This is a genomic window from Rhodococcus sp. ACS1 (genome assembly GCF_002300155.1).
Classification (GTDB): domain Bacteria; phylum Actinomycetota; class Actinomycetes; order Mycobacteriales; family Mycobacteriaceae; genus Rhodococcus_F; species Rhodococcus_F koreensis.
The window spans coordinates 339835-358374 of sequence record NZ_NSDZ01000007.1 but is presented as its reverse complement, the minus strand read 5'-3'; the positions used below and the strand labels follow the sequence as shown (position 1 = coordinate 358374).

20 protein-coding genes and 1 pseudogene are annotated in these 18540 nt (G+C 66.3%); 15 read left to right on the top strand and 6 right to left on the bottom strand.

All coding sequences use genetic code 11. The features are described 5' to 3' along the window. Positions 1 to 46: 46 nt before the first annotated feature. From CJ179_RS33040 to CJ179_RS53050, 5 genes are all read left to right on the top strand, one after another. On the top strand, positions 47 to 1507 hold the full coding sequence (locus CJ179_RS33040; protein ID WP_218834850.1) for an aldehyde dehydrogenase family protein: 1461 nt from the start codon (positions 47 to 49) through the stop codon (positions 1505 to 1507). Positions 1508 to 1560: 53 nt separating this feature from the next. Beyond that, positions 1561 to 2697 carry an NAD(P)-dependent alcohol dehydrogenase gene (locus CJ179_RS33035; RefSeq protein WP_095864218.1) on the top strand — a complete coding sequence of 379 codons (1137 nt, stop codon included), beginning with the start codon at positions 1561 to 1563 and terminating at the stop codon, positions 2695 to 2697. Then, positions 2694 to 4271 carry a class I adenylate-forming enzyme family protein gene (locus CJ179_RS33030; RefSeq protein WP_095864217.1) on the top strand — a complete coding sequence of 526 codons (1578 nt, stop codon included), beginning with the start codon at positions 2694 to 2696 and terminating at the stop codon, positions 4269 to 4271. Before CJ179_RS33035 ends, CJ179_RS33030 begins: the two co-directional genes overlap by 4 nt. Before the next feature lie 670 nt (positions 4272 to 4941). Next, on the top strand, positions 4942 to 5400 hold the full coding sequence (locus CJ179_RS33025; protein ID WP_179377712.1) for a nuclear transport factor 2 family protein: 459 nt from the start codon (positions 4942 to 4944) through the stop codon (positions 5398 to 5400). 801 nt (positions 5401 to 6201) lie between these two features. Beyond that, entirely contained in the window at positions 6202 to 6462 is a 261-nt protein-coding gene (locus CJ179_RS53050) for a hypothetical protein (protein WP_257015900.1), read from the top strand. Positions 6463 to 6766: 304 nt separating this feature from the next. Here CJ179_RS53050 and CJ179_RS51550 read toward each other — a convergent pair whose 3' ends face one another. Beyond that, positions 6767 to 6937 carry a hypothetical protein gene (locus CJ179_RS51550; RefSeq protein WP_179377711.1) on the bottom strand — a complete coding sequence of 57 codons (171 nt, stop codon included), beginning with the start codon at positions 6935 to 6937 and terminating at the stop codon, positions 6767 to 6769. 147 nt (positions 6938 to 7084) lie between these two features. Between CJ179_RS51550 and CJ179_RS51545 the strand changes: the two genes are divergently transcribed. From CJ179_RS51545 to CJ179_RS33000, 3 genes are all read left to right on the top strand, one after another. Continuing rightward, the gene (locus CJ179_RS51545) at positions 7085 to 7240 is read left to right on the top strand and encodes a hypothetical protein (RefSeq protein ID WP_179377710.1); all 156 of its coding nucleotides are present in this window, start codon (positions 7085 to 7087) and stop codon (positions 7238 to 7240) included. 337 nt (positions 7241 to 7577) lie between these two features. Further along, positions 7578 to 8522 carry an ABC transporter ATP-binding protein gene (locus tag CJ179_RS33005; RefSeq protein WP_143548939.1) on the top strand — a complete coding sequence of 315 codons (945 nt, stop codon included), beginning with the start codon at positions 7578 to 7580 and terminating at the stop codon, positions 8520 to 8522. After that, positions 8519 to 9319: an ABC transporter permease gene (locus CJ179_RS33000; RefSeq protein WP_257015899.1), complete on the top strand. Its 801-nt coding sequence runs from the start codon at positions 8519 to 8521 to the stop codon at positions 9317 to 9319. The genes CJ179_RS33005 and CJ179_RS33000 overlap by 4 nt, the downstream gene beginning before the upstream one ends. A 43-nt stretch (positions 9320 to 9362) precedes the next feature. Here the strand turns inward: CJ179_RS33000 and CJ179_RS53045 are convergent. After that, positions 9363 to 9747, bottom strand: a pseudogene (locus CJ179_RS53045) (DNA-binding protein); the annotation flags it as partial. A gap of 268 nt (positions 9748 to 10015) precedes the next feature. Here CJ179_RS53045 and CJ179_RS32990 point away from each other — a divergent pair. Next, the gene (locus CJ179_RS32990) at positions 10016 to 10663 is read left to right on the top strand and encodes a ScbR family autoregulator-binding transcription factor (protein WP_095864214.1); all 648 of its coding nucleotides are present in this window, start codon (positions 10016 to 10018) and stop codon (positions 10661 to 10663) included. Between the two features lie 332 nt (positions 10664 to 10995). Here the strand turns inward: CJ179_RS32990 and CJ179_RS32985 are convergent, their stop codons facing one another. The 3 genes from CJ179_RS32985 to CJ179_RS32975 all read right to left on the bottom strand — a co-directional run bounded on the left by CJ179_RS32985 (position 10996) and on the right by CJ179_RS32975 (position 13195). Then, positions 10996 to 11367: a nuclear transport factor 2 family protein gene (locus CJ179_RS32985; RefSeq protein ID WP_095864213.1), complete on the bottom strand. Its 372-nt coding sequence runs from the start codon at positions 11365 to 11367 to the stop codon at positions 10996 to 10998. 20 nt (positions 11368 to 11387) lie between these two features. Further along, positions 11388 to 12101, bottom strand: coding sequence for an SDR family NAD(P)-dependent oxidoreductase (locus CJ179_RS32980; protein WP_095864351.1), 714 nt, complete (start codon positions 12099 to 12101; stop codon positions 11388 to 11390). A 182-nt stretch (positions 12102 to 12283) separates the two neighbouring features. Further along, positions 12284 to 13195 carry a LysR family transcriptional regulator gene (locus tag CJ179_RS32975; protein WP_095864212.1) on the bottom strand — a complete coding sequence of 304 codons (912 nt, stop codon included), beginning with the start codon at positions 13193 to 13195 and terminating at the stop codon, positions 12284 to 12286. A gap of 96 nt (positions 13196 to 13291) precedes the next feature. Here CJ179_RS32975 and CJ179_RS32970 point away from each other — a divergent pair, with 96 nt between their 5' ends. From CJ179_RS32970 to CJ179_RS32940, 6 genes are all read left to right on the top strand, one after another. Continuing rightward, complete coding sequence (locus CJ179_RS32970; protein WP_257015898.1) at positions 13292 to 13612, top strand: muconolactone Delta-isomerase family protein; 321 nt, start codon at positions 13292 to 13294, stop codon at positions 13610 to 13612. Between the two features lie 56 nt (positions 13613 to 13668). After that, positions 13669 to 14931 (top strand): YbfB/YjiJ family MFS transporter, encoded by a 1263-nt coding sequence (locus CJ179_RS32965; protein WP_257015922.1) that lies wholly within the window; start codon positions 13669 to 13671, stop codon positions 14929 to 14931. Positions 14932 to 16068: 1137 nt separating this feature from the next. Then, positions 16069 to 16593 carry an ester cyclase gene (locus tag CJ179_RS32955; protein ID WP_095864208.1) on the top strand — a complete coding sequence of 175 codons (525 nt, stop codon included), beginning with the start codon at positions 16069 to 16071 and terminating at the stop codon, positions 16591 to 16593. A gap of 241 nt (positions 16594 to 16834) precedes the next feature. After that, positions 16835 to 17107, top strand: coding sequence for a hypothetical protein (locus CJ179_RS32950; protein WP_072947473.1), 273 nt, complete (start codon positions 16835 to 16837; stop codon positions 17105 to 17107). A 153-nt stretch (positions 17108 to 17260) separates the two neighbouring features. Continuing rightward, positions 17261 to 17635: a hypothetical protein gene (locus CJ179_RS32945; RefSeq protein WP_072947474.1), complete on the top strand. Its 375-nt coding sequence runs from the start codon at positions 17261 to 17263 to the stop codon at positions 17633 to 17635. After that, complete coding sequence (locus CJ179_RS32940; protein ID WP_072947475.1) at positions 17632 to 18213, top strand: AAA family ATPase; 582 nt, start codon at positions 17632 to 17634, stop codon at positions 18211 to 18213. The genes CJ179_RS32945 and CJ179_RS32940 overlap by 4 nt, the downstream gene beginning before the upstream one ends. On the opposite strand, the gene CJ179_RS32935 is transcribed toward CJ179_RS32940, so the two are convergent. Then, complete coding sequence (locus CJ179_RS32935; RefSeq protein WP_241031204.1) at positions 18210 to 18407, bottom strand: DUF6308 family protein; 198 nt, start codon at positions 18405 to 18407, stop codon at positions 18210 to 18212. The two genes, CJ179_RS32940 and CJ179_RS32935, sit on opposite strands and share 4 nt — an antisense overlap. Positions 18408 to 18540: the final 133 nt, after the last annotated feature.

The window sequence follows — 18540 nt, the reverse complement described above, 5'->3', positions numbered from 1 at the left end:
GGCCACTCCAGTGGGGAGTCGGCCTTACTCGCAAAGGACGAATCTGGTGACCGTTCACGCCCAGTCCCGAGTCAACCTCGACGCAGAATTCCCGATGACGATCGGCGGTGACCCCGTCACTACCGCCGACACCGCGCCGGTCTACAACCCGGCAACCAAGGAGATCATCGCCCGCGTGCCGGTCGCCTCGCGCGGCGATCTCGACGCCGCCGTAGTGGCCGCGAAGACCGCGTTCGTGACCTGGTCCGCGACAGCACTCGAGGAGCGTCAGGCGATCGTGGCGGCGATCGGTGACCGGCTCGAGGCGCACGCCGAGGACTTCCTCGCGCTACTGACCGCCGAGCAGGGTAAGCCGCGGCCGATGGCGGAGTGGGAGGTGTACGGGTCCGTTGCCTGGTTCCGGGAGATCGCCACGCAATCGCTGGACGAGGAGATCCTCGTCGACGACTCCGAGCGCCGGGTCATCAGCCGGCACACACCGCTCGGCGTGGTCGGAGCGATCGTGCCGTGGAACTTCCCGATCCTGTTGGCGGTGTGGAAGATCGCGCCGGCCTTGGTCGCGGGCAACACGATCATCGTCAAGCCCTCGCCGTTCACCCCGCTGTGCGATCTCAAGCTCGTCGAACTCGTTCAGGATCTGCTGCCATCCGGTGTGCTCAGTGCGGTCAGCGGTGACGACGACCTCGGCAAGTGGATGACCGCGCACCCCGATATCGCGAAGATTGCCTTCACCGGCAGCACCGGAACCGGGCGCCATGTGATGAGCTCGGCTGCGGGCACGTTGAAGCGGATCACCCTGGAACTGGGCGGTAACGATCCGGCGATCGTGCTCGGCGACGTCGACCCCGTCAAGGTGGCGCCGCAGATCTTCTGGGCGGCCTTCCAGAACAACGCCCAGTTCTGCAATGCCGCCAAACGCATCTACATTCACGACAGCGTGTACGACGCAGTCCGCGACGAGTTGGTGAAGTATGCGCGAACGGTCAAGGTCGGCAACGGAGCCGACCGCGACACCCAGCTCGGCCCGATCCAGAACCTGCAGCAGTACGAGAAGGTCGGCGAATACTTCGACGACTGCGCCGCGAACGGATACACCTTCGCGCTCGGCGGCCGGATCGACCCGAACGCCGACGGTTGGTTCGTGCCCGTCACCCTGGTCGACAACCCGCCGGAGGACTCCCGCCTCGTCACCGAGGAGCCCTTCGGCCCCATCCTGCCGCTGCTGCGGTGGACCGACGAGGCCGACGTGATCGCCCGGGCCAACGACACCATCTGGGGCCTCGGTGCGACGGTCTGGGGTCAGGACCTCGAAGCGATCGAGCGGATCGGACGCCGCCTCGAGGCCGGCACCGTCTGGCTCAACGAAGTGCACCAGTACTCCCCCCATCAGGTGTTCGGCGGCCACAAGCAATCCGGAATCGGTGCCGAGAACTCCCTGCACGGACTCGCCGAGTACACCAACAACCAGACCATCACCCTGAACAAGGCGCGGAACGTCGTCTCCTGACCGCATCGGCCCTTGCTCCGATGACCCGCCCCACCAAGAAGGAACTTAGTTTGATGGACACCACCGCTGCTGTTCTGCGCTCCTCCGACGGCCCGCTCACGCTGGAAGAGCTTCGTATCGACGATCTGCGCCCGCATGAGGTGCTCGTGCGGGTCGTCGGATCCGGAATCTGCCACACCGATCTCGGCGTCATCGCCGGCCACGAACCCGATCAGTCGCCGATCGTGCTGGGTCACGAGGGCTCCGGCATCGTCGATGCAATCGGATCCGAAGTCACCACCGTCGCCCCGGGCGATCACGTGGTGCTCTCCTACAACTTCTGCGGCGAGTGCGACAACTGCGTCGAGCACAACGTGCCCCAGCATTGTCGACACTTCGTCGAGCTCAACCTCGTCGGGGCCCGCCTCGACGGCAGTACGGCGTTGGCCCACGGCAACGAACCGATTCGTGGCCACTTCTTCGGCCAGTCGTCCTGGGCGGCCCACGCCGTCGCCAACGAGCAGAACTGCGTGAAAGTGCCGCGCAATCTGCCCCTGGAGCTGCTCGGGCCCCTCGGCTGCGGCATCCAGACCGGCGCCGGCGCCGTCCTGAACACCCTGCAGCCCGACCCCGGCTCCTCGATCGTCGTCTTCGGAGTGGGATCGGTGGGACTGGCCGCACTGCTCGGCGCGGTGGCCGCCGACTGCGGCACCATCATCGCCGTCGACATCCAGCAGTCGCGGCTCGAGCAGGCCACCAAGCTCGGCGCCACCCACACGATCAACTCGGCCACCGAGGATGTCGCCGCCCGGGTCCGTGACATCACCGGCGGCCCCGGCGCCCAGTATTCGGTCGACTGCATTGCGCTGCCGGCGGTTCTGCGGAGCGCTTTCGAATGCCTGCAGTCCCCCGGTGTCTGCGCCACCGTGGGTTTTCAGGGCATGTCCAACGAGATCACGATCGATCAAGGACATCTGCTGTTCGGGCGCACCCTGGTAGGAGTCATCGAAGGCGACGCCATCCCCGCCGAGTTCGTCACCCGCATGATCGACCTGTATCAGGCCGGACGGTTCCCGTTCGACGAACTGATCACCACCTTCCCCTTCGACCGGATCAATGACGCCCTCGACGCGGTCCACCGCGGCGAGGTCACCAAGGCCGTCTTGACCTTCGACACCTACTCCCGCGAAACCGAAAGCACAGAGCAGTGAGTGATCTCCGCCCCGCGGCCGGCGTCCCTTCGGTTGGCCCCGGTCAGATTCTCCCGTTCGCCGCTGCCCGCCATCCCGACAAGGTCGGGTTGGTGGTCGGCGACCACAGGCTGACCTACCGAGACCTCGACCGACTCTCCGACGGTGTCGCAGCCTCCCTGCGCGCCCGCAACATCGGGCCCGGGGACGTAGTCTCGCTGTACGGCCAGAACAGCTGGGAATGGATCGTCAGCTACCACGGCGCCCTCAAAGCCGGCGCCGTAGTGAACCCCGTCAACGTGATGCTCACCGGCCCCGAACTGTCCTACGTCCTCAGCGATTGCGGCGCGAAGGCAGTGTTCGCCGGGGCCGCACAGGCGGACACCGTAGAAGGTGCGCTCCAGGCTGTGGCGTCGGTCGAACTGTTCTGCGTCGTCGACGGTCCCGGCGGGTCACACGAGAACGCCGTCCCCTGGGCAGAGTTCCTGGCTACGACGAGCGCCACATCGATCTCGTCGACGCCGGAAGTGAGCCCGAAAGATCTGTGCTGCATCGGATACACGTCGGGAACCACCGGGCACCCGAAAGGCGCCATGCAGACGCACCAGGCGGTACTGCTCAACTGCGCCCTGACCGCGACCATGCACGGTCGGCGCGACGACGACATCGTGGTCACCGCCCTCCCCTCAGCGCACGTCTACGGCAACGTCGCCATCAACAGCACCTTCCTGGCCGGCGGAACCGTCGTGTTGATGGAACGGTTCGACGCAGCTCAGGCCCTACGACTGATCGGTACCGAGAACGCCACGATCTTCGAGGGCGTCCCCGCCATGTACTCGATGATGCTGGCCGACCCCTCGTTCGACACCGCCGAACTGTCGAGTCTGCGCACAAGCACCATCGGCGGCCAGACCTTCAGCCCCAGCCTGGCCGAACGCTGGCAAGCACGCGTCCCCGGGCCGCTGCTCGAACTCTGGGGCATGACCGAAATCGCCGGCCTCGGCACCACCCACTCCCTCTACGCTCCCCCCGTCCCCGGGTCGATCGGCGTCGCCCTCCCCGGAATCGAGATCAAAATCGGCCCCATCGACGGCGGCGTAGGTGAGATTCCCGTCGGCACCCCAGGCGAACTCATGGTGCGCGGGCCGCTGGTGATGCTCGGGTACCACGGCCGCCCAGACGCGACCGCGGAGGTACTCGGCCCCGACGGGTGGCTCCGCACCGGTGACGTCGCGTACGTCGACGACACCGGTCACTTCTTCGTCGTCGACCGACTCAAAGACATGATCCTCACTGCCGGCTACAACGTGTACCCGGCCGAGATCGAACGCGTCATCAGCTCACACCCCCAGGTGACGATGGTCGCGATCGGCAAACGCCCGGACGAGGTGAAAGGCGAGGTCGCGGTCGCCTACATCGTGGCCGCGCCCGACAGCGATCTCGACGCCACCATCATCTCCGAATACTGCAGGGTGCACCTCGCCGCCTACAAACGCCCCCGCGAAGTCGTCTTCGTCGACGCCCTCCCGACAACGTCCTCAGGAAAGCTGATGCGCCGCAAACTCACCGAACTCGATCCCACCTTCACCCGGTAGATTCCGGGTCTGCACAACGAACTGGATCACCAACCATCGCACCCGATGCCAAACCGAACTCGATACTTGCAGGTACTCCGATCACAGCTGATCCGCGCGTCAATACTGTCCACGCACAAGTGAAAGCACCCGTCCCGCATCCGAGGCGGCGTCGAGGACCTCTCGAAACGGAGAACATGTTCATGGCATCGCCAAAACGACCTGACTTGCTCGTCCACTGCGCCTTGTGCTGGAAGTCCTCGAAGAGAAACCCACCGACCGAGGGTGAACAGTGTCCTTCCTCGACCTTCCCAGCGTGGCCGAGAAGGGTCCACCACGTCTCGGCATGCACGATGACGCGGAGGCCGTTCGAACTGCGTTGGAGAGCCTCAACGGCCCGACCGTCATCGTCGTGCATTCCTACGGAGGCATTCCACCTCATCTATCTGGCAGCGTTCCAACCTGATGTCACCGAGTCGCTGCTCGCGCTGACCGGCGGTGAGCATCCAGCCTGGACGAACGTCGAGGGCGATGTCATCACGGTGGTCGCCTCACCATGCATCGTCAAGTGTTCGCGGTTGGAGCATTGTGGCTTCGACAATCGCGTGCAAAATGAGCGATGTATCAACCCGCCATACATGCAGACGTCGAGCCACGAACGGGCTGGCCTCGCGATTCGAAGGAGAACGACATGACCGACATTTCAAGCAAATCGATCGAACAAATCTCTCGCCGTTGGGTCGACCTGTTCAAGGATCGGGACGGCATAGCCTTCGCGGCACAGTACAGCGACACTGGCGAGTACATTGACCATGCTTTCCAACTCCGCAGGAAGGGCCGAGAATCGATCGCTCTACACATCGACATCTGGAGCAACTCAATTCCGAACTTCGAGATGAAAATCGCTAAGATCGATGTCGTAGGGTCACGGTCGATGTTCTCATTCGTCGGCTCCGGCACTTTCGAGAAAGACCTCCCCACGATGGCGGCGACCGGTACTACCTTCTCCTACAGGGGATTCATTGTTCTTTCCGTGAACGAACAAGGACTCATCACGCGGACTGAAGAGTTTTACAGCACCAGCTTTCCGAATGGGATTCCGTTCGAGGACTATAACTTTCGGGGAAGCAGTGCTCCGTTGGTTCGATAGGTTTTCGCCGCCTTTTCAGCCACGGCACGAACACCGAAACTGTGCCTACCGACGCAAATGACACGGACGACAGTGCTGCGGCGACAGGCGTGAGTGCCACTCCGCCGTCGTGAACTGTCGTACCGGTGACACAGCTTCGCTATGGTTCCGCGATTCGGTCATCGACGAACGCCGACAACCACGCTCCGATGGCTTGACAGTGGCCTTGACTTCGACGGCGGTACGGTGATCACCGTGATTCCGGCAAAGCAACACCCACCCCGGTAAAAAATCGTTCCCGCTCAGCCACAATCGGGTCTGGTCGGCGTGAGAAACCGGCCGGGTCGTCGAATACACCGCAACGAACCCGAGACCGGCCACCGCCTCCACCTCGTCCCGGCCCGGCTCGGTGGCTGCCCGAAAATTCTTGCCACCTCTGCCACGCCGTCGACCAGATCGACGCCGACCTCCGGCGACTCGTCGAGTACCTCAACCAGATCACCCGCGACGCCATACAGGTCACCGCCCTCCAATTGGCCTACGCCCGGCACGGTGACCTCGGGATCCTCATCACCTCCACCTACGGCGGCGAGATCGCCGCAGCCAAAGCTCGCACCTCGGCCGACACCACCACCCGGGGGACGAAGGACAGCTTTCTCGACACCATCGGCTCCGACACCGACCGCGCGAGCGCCGAGAAACTCTACGCTCCTCGACCAGGTCGACGACCGGCGCGGAACCCACGACGACCTCTGGTGCGGCAACCAACCCGGGTGTGGCATCTTCTTCCACCCCTACGGGCCGCGGTACGCGCCGATCCAGTTGTGGATCAACAAGGCCGGGCAGCTGATGGCCTACGGCAACTGGTACCAGTACGACAAAATCAAATACCACCGTCGGTTCGCCGAACTCGCCCATCTCGTCGGCCAGGACCACCAATCCACTGCGAAAGGCTTCCCCATCGCCGACCTCCCCGACCTCGACCAGTTCTGGTCCGTCACCCTGCGATGCGCCGAACACATCAACCGACCGGACGCCGGGGCCGATCACCGGGACGTCGACCCCGACACCGCAATCCTCTGAACCGAACCGGCACGCCTCGGTGCCGGTCCGCGAGCGTCGATCAATGGCACCGGGAAAGAAATTCGCCACGCCGCGGTCCGTGGTGGCCGACGACGAGCGGCATCGTCGCGGGCCCCACTCGGCACCGCGGGATTCACCGTCTCCTCGATCATCCTGTTCCCATGCCGGCGCATCTGTGAACCGCCAACACGGCAATCGCATGTGCGGTCACCATCCGGACTGACCCACACCACCCACCATCGTCCCCGGCCCACAGGTGGCTCCATCAAGACCACCACACCTCGGGGTGCCGCACCGCCGTCAATCACGTCGGAGCCCACCGTGATCTTTCGACACTGTTCAGCTCGTCGAGAACCTCATCGACCGTGGTCGTCGGGATGCGGAAGTCTTCGCCCGCCGACGCGCGGAGACAGTCGCGTACGTAGGCGAGCATGGCGAGTTCACGCTCGAGGTCTGCTGCGGTTCGGTCGCCCACGGCCTCAGCCTGTGCTGGGCGGGCGGTCATCAGAGCGTGCCGCTCGACACACACGAGTGGCACCCTCAGCGCGGCGCAGCATCCTCGTCACGGGGAGGGACTTGGCGTTCGAGCAGCTCGGCCAACTCCTCGATGGTGACCTCCACGGTGCCGAACAGGGGATCGCCCTATGGCAGCGCGGGCGACAGCCCGGCCGAGACGTTCGGTGAGGTGGGCATGCAGCGGATCCGTCATGACGGACATGTCGGCTGCACCCGCATCACCGTGCTCACCCATGCGCGCCCACACGTCCCGCATGGGTGATACGCACTCGGCGGTTCTCATGCGATCGACTGCAGGATGTGCCGGTGAAGTGACCTCCCCATGGACGGCTGCCGGGCTTTCCTTCACAGCTGCGGCGCCGGCCAGCGCCCCGGCGTTCCCTGGTCCCCGACCTCCAACAGGCCAGCGTGGTCAGCGCACACCCTCGATGCTGCATCCTCGCCGTCGCCGCGACACCGGTGTGCCCATACCAAATTCTTTGGTCCCGTTCGTCAACTCCGGCGGGGAGCACTTCACGGATAGGGACCACGAACTCGCCGGATACTCGGCCTCGATGCCGCACTGCCCGAACCCGGAATCGGGGAAATACCATGGCCAGATGGCGCCCGACCATCAAGGCCGCGAAGCCGCGCGTCCGCACCCTCCGCAGCGGGGCGCAGCCGACAGCGTCATCGAAATGCGCGGATTGTCGAAACGCTTCGGTGATCTCGTCGCCGTCGACGCGCTCGACCTCGATGTCCATCGGGGTGAGGTGTTCGGGTATCTCGGCCCCAACGGGTCCGGGAAAAGCACCACGATCCGCATGCTGTTCGACTTCATCCGTCCGTCCGCCGGAACCTACACCGTGCTCGGCGGCAGCGGCGCCGACCCGGCGATCCGCCGCCGGGTCGGCTACATCCCCGGCGAGCTCCGGTTCGATCCCCGATACACCACTTCAGACCTGATCGCGTTCTACGGCCACCTCCGCGGCGACATCGACACGACCTACGTCAATGAGCTCCTCGCACGCTTCGACCTCGATCCGATGCGGCCGATCGGGCAGCTCTCCACCGGCAACCGCCGCAAGACCGCGATCGTGCAGGCGTTCCTGCACCGTCCGGAGCTGCTGATCCTGGACGAACCCACCGCGGGTCTCGACCCGTTGCTGCAACACGAGTTCCACCAACTGATCGGCGACGTCACACGCGCCGGCGCGACGGTGTTCCTGTCCTCCCACGTCCTGCCCGAGGTGGAAGCGCTCGCCGACCGCGTCGCGATCTTGAGGACGGGCCGGCTCGTCACGGTGGCCGCCGTCGACGAACTCGCCCGCCACGCCCGCCAGCACATCGACCTGCACCTTGCCGGCGAAGCGAGTGCCGAGCCGTTCGAGAAGCTCCCGGGCGTCGTGCGCGCCACGGCGTCCGGGGCGGTGATCCGGCTCGTCGTCGAGGGCAACGTCGACGCCGTCCTCAAGGCGGCGGCGACGCTGCCGGTGCGGCGGATCGTCACCCACGAGACCGACCTCGAGGACGTCTTCCTCGACTTCTACCGGGACCAGCCGTGAAGGTTCTGGGGCGTTTCCTCGAGGACCGGCGTCGCTCGATGGTGTGGTGGGCGGGCGGCGTGGCCGCCTACGTGGCGGTCAACAACGCGTTCTACCCGACGATCAAGAACGTGACCGGGATCGAGAACCTTGTCAAAAACCTTCCGGACACCTTCAAGACCCTGATCGGCTCGAGCGACCAGATCCTCATCACCTCCCCGCCCGGGTACCTGCAGGGCCGATTGTTCGGCCTCACCCTGCCGGTCCTGCTGTTGATCTTCGCCGTGGGGGCCGGCGCATACGCGATCGGCGGGAGCGAGGAGGACGGCACCCTCGAACTGCTCCTGTCCAACCCGGTGACCCGCGGACGTGTCCTGATCGAGCGATTCGTCGCCGTCGTCGCGCTGTCGCTCGGCCTCGGGATCGTCACCACCGCGAGCCTTCTCGCGTTCTCCCCACCCTTCGGTCTGCTCGTGGGTGTGTCGATCCCCGGGCTCGTCGCGGCGGTGTTCGCGGCGACCGCCTTCGGGTTGATGCACGGCGCGATCGCGTTTGCTGCCGGCGCCTGGACCGGCCGCCGGTCGGTGGCGATCGCCACCGCCGCAACCGTGGCCGTGGTGGGAAACCTCCTCAACGCCGTCGCCGTGTCGAGCGAGAGCCTGCACTTCCTGCGGTTCGCCTCACCCTGGCACTGGTACGGGGGTCGGAACATGCTCGCGCAGGGGATCGCGCTCGAGCCGTTCCTCGCCCCAATCGCCGTTTCCATGGTCTGTGCGGCGGTGGCCTGGTGGAGCTTCCGACGGCGGGATCTGCACTGACCACCCGCCGCACATGGAATGAACTTCGAACCGCGTCACGTCCCACCCCGGCGGCCACCGACACCGCGACGGTCATCACGTAGTCGACGAGCAGGGCGGCGGCGACCGTCAACCCGGCGGACGGCCCCAGGTTGCGGTTCGCGACCTCGTAGGATCTGCCGCCGCTGGGGTAGGCGAACACCACCTGCCGGTAGGAGAGCACCACCACCGCCAGCAGCACCACCACCGCCGCACCCAGGTACGGGGTGACAGGTGCCCAAGGACAGCACCAGCAGGATTTCCTGAGTGGCGTAGGCCACCAACGACAGCGGGTCGGAGGCGAAGATCGGCAGCGCCAGCCGCTTGGACAGCAACTGGTCACCGAGATACTCACTGCGCAGCGCACGACCCAGAATCAGGCGCCGCACCGCATGGACGGCTTTGGACACCGCCGAAGCGTACGGCCTGACAACGCCGAAATCCGCCGCCGAGGCGTAAGGATTCCGCTAAGAAACCAGCCCGCGCGGCAGCCCTCTGCTACGACCGAACTCGGTGCCAGAGATTCCCCCGGACGGATCAAGCCTCACAGGCCATACCGAACATCATGCGACGAACCTCCACATCGGGTAAGCATTGTGCAGGGCGTCGGTCAACCCCATCCAGGACCGTTCATAATTCGCGTCCGGTCGATGATCTCGGTACTCGAAGGGCAGGTGAATGGCCACCCAGAAGCGGGCGGAAGTCACTCGTCGCGCGTTGCTCCATGCCGCGGCTGAGGTATTCACCCACCGCGGCTACGCAGAGACGAAGCTGAGCGAGGTCCTCACCCAGGCCCGGGTCACCAAGGGGGCCCTGTACTTTCACTACGCCTCCAAGGAAGAACTCGCCCGCGCCGTCATCGAGGAGGGCACGAGGCGGTTCACCGCCGTGTGCACCCCGTATCTCGCCTCCCCCACACCGGCATCCGAGGCCATGATCGGCATCTCCTTCGTCACGGTCGATGCCGCCCTCCACGACCCGGTGATGGGCGCAACGTTCCGCCTCATCACCGAAATGGGCGACTACCGAAGTTCGGAGACGGACACCTTCGCGACCTGGATTACCACCTACCAACTCCTCGCCCGCCGAGCAATCGACGAGGGTGACCTCCGCGAGGACGCCGATCCGGACGCTGTCGGCCGACTCCTGGTGGAACTCTTCGCCGGGGCACGCCTCCTGGCGACGGCCACCGACACCCCCACCACCCTGCCCACGCGGACCGCGATGGCGTGGGATCTGCTGCTCCCGGTGCTGGTGACCACACCGAAGATCGACTACTTCCGACAATTCGTCACCCGCAGGCTGCCCACGGTGCGGCTGCCGTAAAAGGTTCTGTCAACAAGGGCCGAGGATCCTCGGTGTAACGGAACGCAGGATAGAGCCCTCGCGCAGTGCTTGTTCGATCAGGAAGTCCTTGACCATATCCGGCGTCGAGGCTGCGGTACCCGTCCAGGTCGGGGATGTGGTCGCGGAGCAGGGTGCTTGCCGGAAAGGCCGAGCGCGGAAACGACGCTCGGTAACCCTCGAGTTGTGTAAGCGAGGTCCCTGCCAGCAACTACCCCAATCCGCGAGTAGTCACTACATACGATCTACGACGGGAGTTGGACGCGGCCCCAGCAACTGCTCAGCCGGATTACGATCGGGCAACGCAGGCTGTTTCAGCTGAGCCGGGAAACCTGGTAGTGGATGATCCGATCGCCGTCCGGCGACTGGCTGATCAGCACGCCGAGGTTCACGGTCAGCGTCGGTCGGTCCGTGAAGGAGAAATCGACCCTCAGGTAGCCGAGCACCACGTCGTCTGCGAGTCGACGGGTTTCGAGGATCCGGTATTCGGCGGTCATCCCCGGCGGCTGGGAGTCGTAGTAGTCGGCGACACCTTGCCGTCCGACGGTATAGGGATGCAGGCCCTGGAAGATCGCGTCCGCGGTGAACCCGGCGGCGACCCGCTTAGGCTCGTGCGCGTCGACGGCGGCCTTCCACCGATCGAGCACCCTGCGCAGGATCTCTTCGTCTACTGCTGTGCTGTTCATGAGATGTCCGCCTCGTGCTCTCAGTGCCCGGCGCTCTGGCCGCCGTCCACGTGCAGGATCTCCCCGGTGACGAACCCGGCGTGCTCGAGGTAGAGGATCGCGTCGACGACCTCGTCGATCTCGCCCAGCCGGCCGACCGGGTGCAGGGCGGCGAGCGCCTCGTGCGTCTCGACCGGGTGCATCGGGGTGCGGATGACGCCGAGCGCGACGGCGTTGACCCGGATTCCGCGGGTCGCGTACTCGACCGCCAAAGATTTGGTGACCGCGTTCAGTCCGCCCTTGGTCAGCGATGCGAGTGCCGAGGGCACCTGCGAGTTGGCGTGGTCGACCAGGGTGGTGGAGACATTCACCAGATGGCCGCCGCTGCCCTGGTCGAGCATCGCGGCGACGGCGCTACGGGAGATGTCGAAGAAGCCGCGCAGGTTCACACCGGTCACGGCGTCGTAGTCCTCGTCGGTGTAGTCGGTGAACGGCTTGGCCACGAAGACGCCCGCATTGTTCACCAGTGTGTCGATCCGGCCGAACCGCGCCAGCGTCTGCTCGACGATGTCGGCGCCGGTACCCGGCTGGGACAGGTCGCCGGGCACGGTCAGTACCTCGGGATCGTCGGATGCGCCGATGGAGCGGGAGGTCGCGGCGACGGCGTAGCCGAGCTTGCGGTACCCGGCAACCAGGGCCGCGCCGATGCCCTGGGAAGCGCCGGTGACGATGACGACTTTCTGCATGGTGCTCATATGCCGAATGCTCGCTTTCGCAATGGGGTTGGTGCACAAGGACTCGGTGACCGAAACCCCGGTAACACCGTTCGGAACACGGATGGTTTCGTTCACGGATCGATGATGTGCCCGAGGCGGGGGTTCGCGCCACGACCTGTTTGCTCCCTCGTGGGAGGCTCAGCCTCCCACGGCGCCCCCGATTAGCGGTGGGGGTCGTCCGCGGGCAACCAGACTGTGCTGTCGCGGATGCCGAGATCGCCGATGTCCCCGGTGAGGGCGTCGGCGGCGGCGAGCACGACGGGGCGGATCTCGTTCCGGCGCCACACCAGCGACCACGTCCAGATCACCGCCGGGTTGATCACTGGGCGTGCGGTGAGGTCGGGCGGCAGCGTCGTGGTCTGCCCCTTGGGTGAGTTGAGCACGGGGCGGCCCGCGGCGCGGACGTGGTCGAAGAATGCGGGGCCGGTGATGCCGCCGTCGTCGATCCGCACGATCGGAGCGCCGGTGTCGTGGGCGAGTTGTTCGGCGAAGAGGTTCCACGACGACCAGGACGTCGCGTCGTCGTCGACGAGCAGCAGGGCGTCCCGCGCCCGCACCGCTGTGGCTTTCTCACCGGTGGACACCGCGTAGAGCCGGTCCGCGCCGAGCAGCCGGGCCTGCAGGCCGTACTGGGCGAGATCGGCGTTGCGCACCCAGCACACGGCCAGGTCGAGGCTGCCGTCGGCGACCCGTGCGGCCTGGGCGTGCGAGGGCACCACCCACGGGTCCACGTGCAGTTGCGCCACACCCGAGGTGCGCGCGGTCAGGTCCGCGGGAAGCCAGCTGACGTAGCCGATCCGGACCGGCTCCGCCCCGGAGAGGCGCTCGGCGCGGGCGCGCAGGTCGTCGGCACGCTCGAGCAGGGCGCGGACGTGGGGGAGCAGCTCCGCACCGGCCGGGGTGAGGGCAACGGAACGGCGGTCGCGGGCGAACAGCTGTACGCCGAGGTCACGTTCGAGAGCCCTGATCTGCTGGGACAGCGAGGGCCCGGCGATCAGCAGCCGCGTCGCCGCCCGGCCGAAGTGCAGTTCCTCGGCGACGACGAGGAAGTACTTCAGCTGGCGCAGCTCCACGACCGCCCATGCTACGTGCGGTGAGAGGCTGCGCCTACCAGTCGGGAGCACAGCGATCGTGGCGAGCCGGCCGGACCCGGACGCACGATGAGTTCCATGGTTTCAGCCCCTGAACGGAAAACGACCATGCAGGAGTTTCTCGTCGAGATCACCACCACGGTCCCCGACGGCACCACACCCTCCGAAGTGGCTGCACGCCGCGCCGCGGAAGCACTGCGCGCCACGGAACTTGCCTCTGCAGGGCGCCTGGTCCGGTTGTGGCGCCCGGTCGGTGAGCTGCGCAGCATCGGGGTGTGGTGCGCGGACGACGAAGCCGACCTCCACGCGAACGTGCTCGACACGCTGCCCCTGCGGCCGTGGATGAGTGTCACCGTCACCCCGCTGCGGCCCCACCCGAACGACCCGGGCCAGTGGTGAGTGAGGTTTCCCCGCGGGCGCACGCCATCCAGGCCGCCGCGGCGTTGGCGGCGAGCATGGGCATCGGCCGATTCGTTTACACCCCGATCCTGCCGTTGATGCACACCCAGGCCGGTCTGTCCTCCTCTCTCGGAGCCGCGCTGGCCACGGCGAACTACGTCGGATATCTGGTCGGGGCATTGGCGGGGATCCTCATTCCGGGAGGGGTGCGCTCGGCAACGGTGATGCGAATCTCGCTGGTGGTCCTCGTCGCGACCCTGGCGCTCATGCCCACCACACACGATGGATCGGCCTGGTTCGTCCTCAGACTCGTCGCCGGCATCGCGAGCGCACTGATCTTCATGATCGCCGTCAGCGCCATGCTCTCCCGCCTGCGGGTGGACGCCCAGCACCTGGCCGGGTGGGCGTTCGGCGGCGTCGGAGCGGGCATCGCCCTCTCCGGTGTCCTCGTGTTCATCCTGCGTTCCGCCGACAGTTGGCGCTCGACCTGGTGGGCGGCCGCCGCCCTCGCGGTGGTCTGTGCCGTCGCAGCCTGGGCACTGGCACCGGAGCCGTCACCGACCGCCACGCCGTCCGGACCGGCAGCACATGGCCGCCCCCGGACCGGTCGCTGGTTCACGGCCGTGTTCATCAGCTACTTCCTGGAAGGCATCGGCTACATCATCGCCGGCACGTTCCTCGTCGCCGCGATCGATCACACAGCAGGCGGGTGGGTCGGCAGCGGTGCCTGGATTGTCGTGGGATTGGCCGCGTTGCCGAGTTGCGCAGTGTGGGCGTGGCTGGGCCGCCGTTGGTCGCAGCCGACCCTCCTGCTGGTTGCCCTGCTCATCCAGGCGGTCGGCATCGCGCTGCCCGCCGTCATCGACGGTGTCGGCCCCGCCCTGATCTCCGCCTTCCTGTTCGGTGCCACATTCCTCGGGGTCGGGTCGATCGCACTGGGCATCGGTACGCATCTGCAGTTCCCCCGCGCGGTGGCACTGCTGACCACCGGATACAGCGTCGGTCAGATTCTTGGCCCCCTCGTCGTCGCCCCGTTCCTGCACGACGGCTACCACCAGGCCCTGCTGGTCGGCGCCGCTATTGTCTTGGCCGCGGCCCTCGCCGCCGCAGCGCTGCGCTTCCGTTTTCCTCACCACGTCGGTGTGATGCACGCACCACCGCACTCGAACATCCAACACGCGGAGACCCAACCTGACCGCAGTGTCGAGTGGGCTCAGTGCCCCGTTGTGCCTCCCGCACAGCAGCTTCGAGGAGAGGGAGTTCACCCCGAACGGCGTTCCAGTGCCGGCGTCTTTCATCCACGCAGCACCCTGAAGTAGGACGACATTCTCGTCCGCGATGCGCCGGAGGAGATCGGCGCTCCCTCCGGTGCTCCCGCGTGATGTCCTGGGAACAGTCGTTGTCGGCGGCGAACAGCCCGAAGCTGCGCCCTTCGCCGGGCTCGAGCGGCGGTTTCGATTTTGCCGTCGAAATGGTCGTTGTCCTCGAGCGGGTCGCCGTCGGGAAGTGTGATGCCGTTGCGTCGGCTTCGGCCCCGGATCGGGCAGGCATAGATGCGGAAGGCGTCGGCGTCGACGGCCACCGGGTTACAACTACTCATTGATCGACAAGACGTCATGACCTGGCCGGCCTTGCAGTCAGAGTTCAGATTTGGGCTGCCTGCGGCTTGCACCAGTCAGCTTGGCCCGCCAACGGCGAGTCGACCAGCACTGCTGACTTCTGTCCAGAGATCAATCGGAATGGTCTCTGCGCAGCGACCATCCGTGTCGAGGATTCTGCCGTAGATTTTGACTGGTCGAATCCCTACCACCGCGTCGGACGTCATAGAGCAGATCGGACAACTCTCCCGAAGTGTCGGCGAGCTGGTGGACCGGGCCCGCGCGAGCGATCTTGCCGCGGGACCGCACCACCCCCACCGAAGCCGCCGGCATATATTGACGCCACAGCCAGTTGCGGCGTCTGATCAGCTGGTGGGCAATTCCGGTCACCGTCAGCGTCTGTTGGCGCACTCGCCTCCGTCACCCGGTCGTGCGAGAGTTGCGCCCCCGTCGCCGAGATCACCGCCAAGACCGGGCTGACCCGGGTCGCACCCGACCAGCACCTCGTCGAACGAATCGGGCGGAAACACCCTGGTCGACACGCCCAGCGAGATGCGATCAGGAAACCGCTGATCGCTCTCCAGCTTCACCAACCCCACCCCGTCTCCCGGCGTTCCACGCCGGGAGACGGGACGGGTCGCTCCATCTCCCCGCCAGGAAGCCGTTGTAAATCAACAGCTTTCAAGACTGCTCTACACGGGACGGACCAGGCACCCCACGCGCCCGGCGCCGCCCGCGCCGGCACCCCGACACGTCGCCGGTACCCCCACATCACAAACCGGGGGACATGTCATCACACCAGGTCACAGCACCATCACATCCCGTAAAACCGACCCGTAACCCCCTAGCCTGGAAGGCATGGGAGAACCGACATCGGCGCAGAAACTCGACCCCACATGGGTCGACGAGTTCGTCGAGCGCTGGGGCAACGCCTGGAACGCCCACGACCCCGCACAGCTCCTCGAGCTACTCACCGACGACATCGTCTACCACGACTCCGCCTGGCCCACGATCATGCGCGGCAAAACCGACGTACGCGAATTCCTCGACCACACCTGGCGCGCATTCCCCGACCTGACCTTCGAGCTGATCGCCGGCCCCCACATCGCCGGTGACGGCGCCCGCGCCGCCTACTGGTGGCAGGCCGCCGCCACGCACCAGGGCCCCATCGACCCACCCGGCATCCCCGCCACCGGCAAGCACATCGAATTCGACGGCGTCGACATCCACGAATACCGCGACGGCAAAATCGCCACACTACGGATCATCTGCAACATGAACGACATCGCCATGCAGCTGGGCCTGCTCCCCGCACCCGGAAGCACCGCAGAAAAGATCATGGTCGGCATGCACAAACTCAGATCCCGCCTCACCCGCTCCTGAGCCACCCCGCACCAGGACGTGTCATCCTCCCAGCACAGAACGTGTCACCAGGAGCGCGGTCCTTACCGAGGTATCGAGCGGGCCGCGGGCACGACCTGCCCGAGTCGTTCACACAGAGACGGAGTGATCGCATGACCGACGTCGACCAACCGGCAGCCGGCGTGCGCCAGCAGCCCGGCACCCTGACCGACGTGCAGCTGCACCTCACCAACGCCGCCGCGGCACTCCGGGACGTGATCGTGTGAGCACCCCCGCCGACCTCGACGAGCAGGTAACCCAGGTCCGGGATGCGCTGCACGCCCTACGCCGAACCCTCCTCGACCTCGAGCGCACCTACGCAGCCCTCGACGCGCACACGCTCGACGTGAACGAGCCCGGCGACCCGACCACCGCACCGGAGACGTTGGAGAGCGCCGTCGACGCCCTCCGCGCCGCCCAGGACACCCTCGGAATCGCCGACGCCGACCTCGACGTGGCGAAGCGGCACACCGCACGGTTGACAGAACGCCAATGACCGCCGCCGCCGGTGCCGACCGATCCACTCGCCGATAACAGCAAAATGCCGGCAGCAGGCCCGCTCGGAAACGCTTCGGAACTGACCTCAGGCACCACACCCACCTGGGGTGTTGCAAACTGCTACAGTGGTGTCGAGAGGAAGGTGCACGACATGGCAGCCACATCCCCGACTCGAATCGACAACGAGCTCTACGCATCGGCGAAACTGGTCGGTGGACGGATGAGTCGCAGCGCCGCGCAACAGATCGCGCACTGGGCGCGGATCGGCCGCGAGCTGGAGGCCTCTCACAGCGTTTCCTACCGCGACGTCGCCGACGTGCTGGACGGACGACGCGACTACGACGAGCTCACCGACCGGGAACAGGCGGTCGTCCGCGCCGAATGGACCGAGCGCATCACCGAGCGCCGAGAAGGACTGAACCTGGCAGAACAGTTCGCCGACTCCGGCCGTTCCTACGTCGAGTTGGACCAACACGGGAACATCGTTCGGCACCCCGCACAAGAGGGCGGGTCGGCCGACGCTTGAGCCCCGATCCCGTCCTGCACGCCATCGCCGGACCGAACGGTGCCGGCAAGACCACGTTCTACGAACACGTACTCGGCCCTGTCACGCACCTGGACTTCGTCAACGCAGACGTCATCGCCGCCGCACGCTGGCCGAACGAGGCGGCAACCCACGCGTACGAAGCGGCCGCCCTTGCGGCCGAACAACGAGCACAGCGGATCGCCCAACGCCGATCGTTCGTCACCGAGACCGTGTTCTCCCACGAGTCGAAACTCGACCTGCTCCGCGCCGCCCAGCAGGCAGGATTCCACATAACCTTGCACGTGGTCCTGATCCCGGAGGAGTTAGCTGTCGCGCGCGTGGTCGACCGCGTGGCGAACGGAGGCCACCACGTACCCGAGGAGAAAATCCGGGCCCGGTTTGGGCGGTTGTGGCCCCTACTGCGGGCCGCGATCGCCGCCGCCGACCAAGCCTACGTATACGACAACACCACCACAGCCCACCCGTTTCGCCTGATCGCAACCTTCACCAACGGCAATCCGATCGACGACCCGACCTGGCCGTCCTGGACCCCGACCGCTCTCCGCACGGACAGCTAGCCTCCGGTGGGACCTGCACCGACGGGCACACCCGCCGCAACCAGATCGTCCGCGGTGAACCGGTCCGCCTCCCCTGCCCGGTCCCCGGTGCTCGACCAGGAATCGAAGTGCGCCCCGACGTAGGCGGCGTCGCCCAGATACGGGCGGCCGTAGTACCGGTTCAGCGCCGCGACCGCCGCAGCATCCAAGTCCATCGCAAGAGCGTGGGCAGCCGCAATGTCATACCCCGCACCCTCTCACCCCTCGGGCGCCGGCGCCCGAGAACCGAGCCGAAGTGGTCCCTACGCGCCCGGCCCGGGATCAGAGGCGGTGTCGGCCGCGGCGTTG

Bases quoted from the DNA above. Each gene is read 5' to 3' on its own strand.
- CJ179_RS33035 (WP_095864218.1), top strand. From the start codon at position 1,561: ATGGACACCACCGCTGCTGTTCTGCGCTCCTCCGACGGCCCGCTCACG.
- CJ179_RS33025 (WP_179377712.1), top strand. From the start codon at position 4,942: ATGACCGACATTTCAAGCAAATCGATCGAACAAATCTCTCGCCGTTGG.
- CJ179_RS33005 (WP_143548939.1), top strand. From the start codon at position 7,578: ATGGCGCCCGACCATCAAGGCCGCGAAGCCGCGCGTCCGCACCCTCCG.
- CJ179_RS32990 (WP_095864214.1), top strand. From the start codon at position 10,016: ATGGCCACCCAGAAGCGGGCGGAAGTCACTCGTCGCGCGTTGCTCCAT.
- CJ179_RS32985 (WP_095864213.1), bottom strand. From the start codon at position 11,367: ATGAACAGCACAGCAGTAGACGAAGAGATCCTGCGCAGGGTGCTCGAT.
- CJ179_RS32980 (WP_095864351.1), bottom strand. From the start codon at position 12,101: ATGAGCACCATGCAGAAAGTCGTCATCGTCACCGGCGCTTCCCAGGGC.
- CJ179_RS32970 (WP_257015898.1), top strand. From the start codon at position 13,292: ATGGTTTCAGCCCCTGAACGGAAAACGACCATGCAGGAGTTTCTCGTC.
- CJ179_RS32965 (WP_257015922.1), top strand. From the start codon at position 13,669: ATGGGCATCGGCCGATTCGTTTACACCCCGATCCTGCCGTTGATGCAC.
- CJ179_RS32955 (WP_095864208.1), top strand. From the start codon at position 16,069: ATGGGAGAACCGACATCGGCGCAGAAACTCGACCCCACATGGGTCGAC.
- CJ179_RS32945 (WP_072947474.1), top strand. From the start codon at position 17,261: ATGGCAGCCACATCCCCGACTCGAATCGACAACGAGCTCTACGCATCG.
- CJ179_RS32935 (WP_241031204.1), bottom strand. From the start codon at position 18,407: ATGGACTTGGATGCTGCGGCGGTCGCGGCGCTGAACCGGTACTACGGC.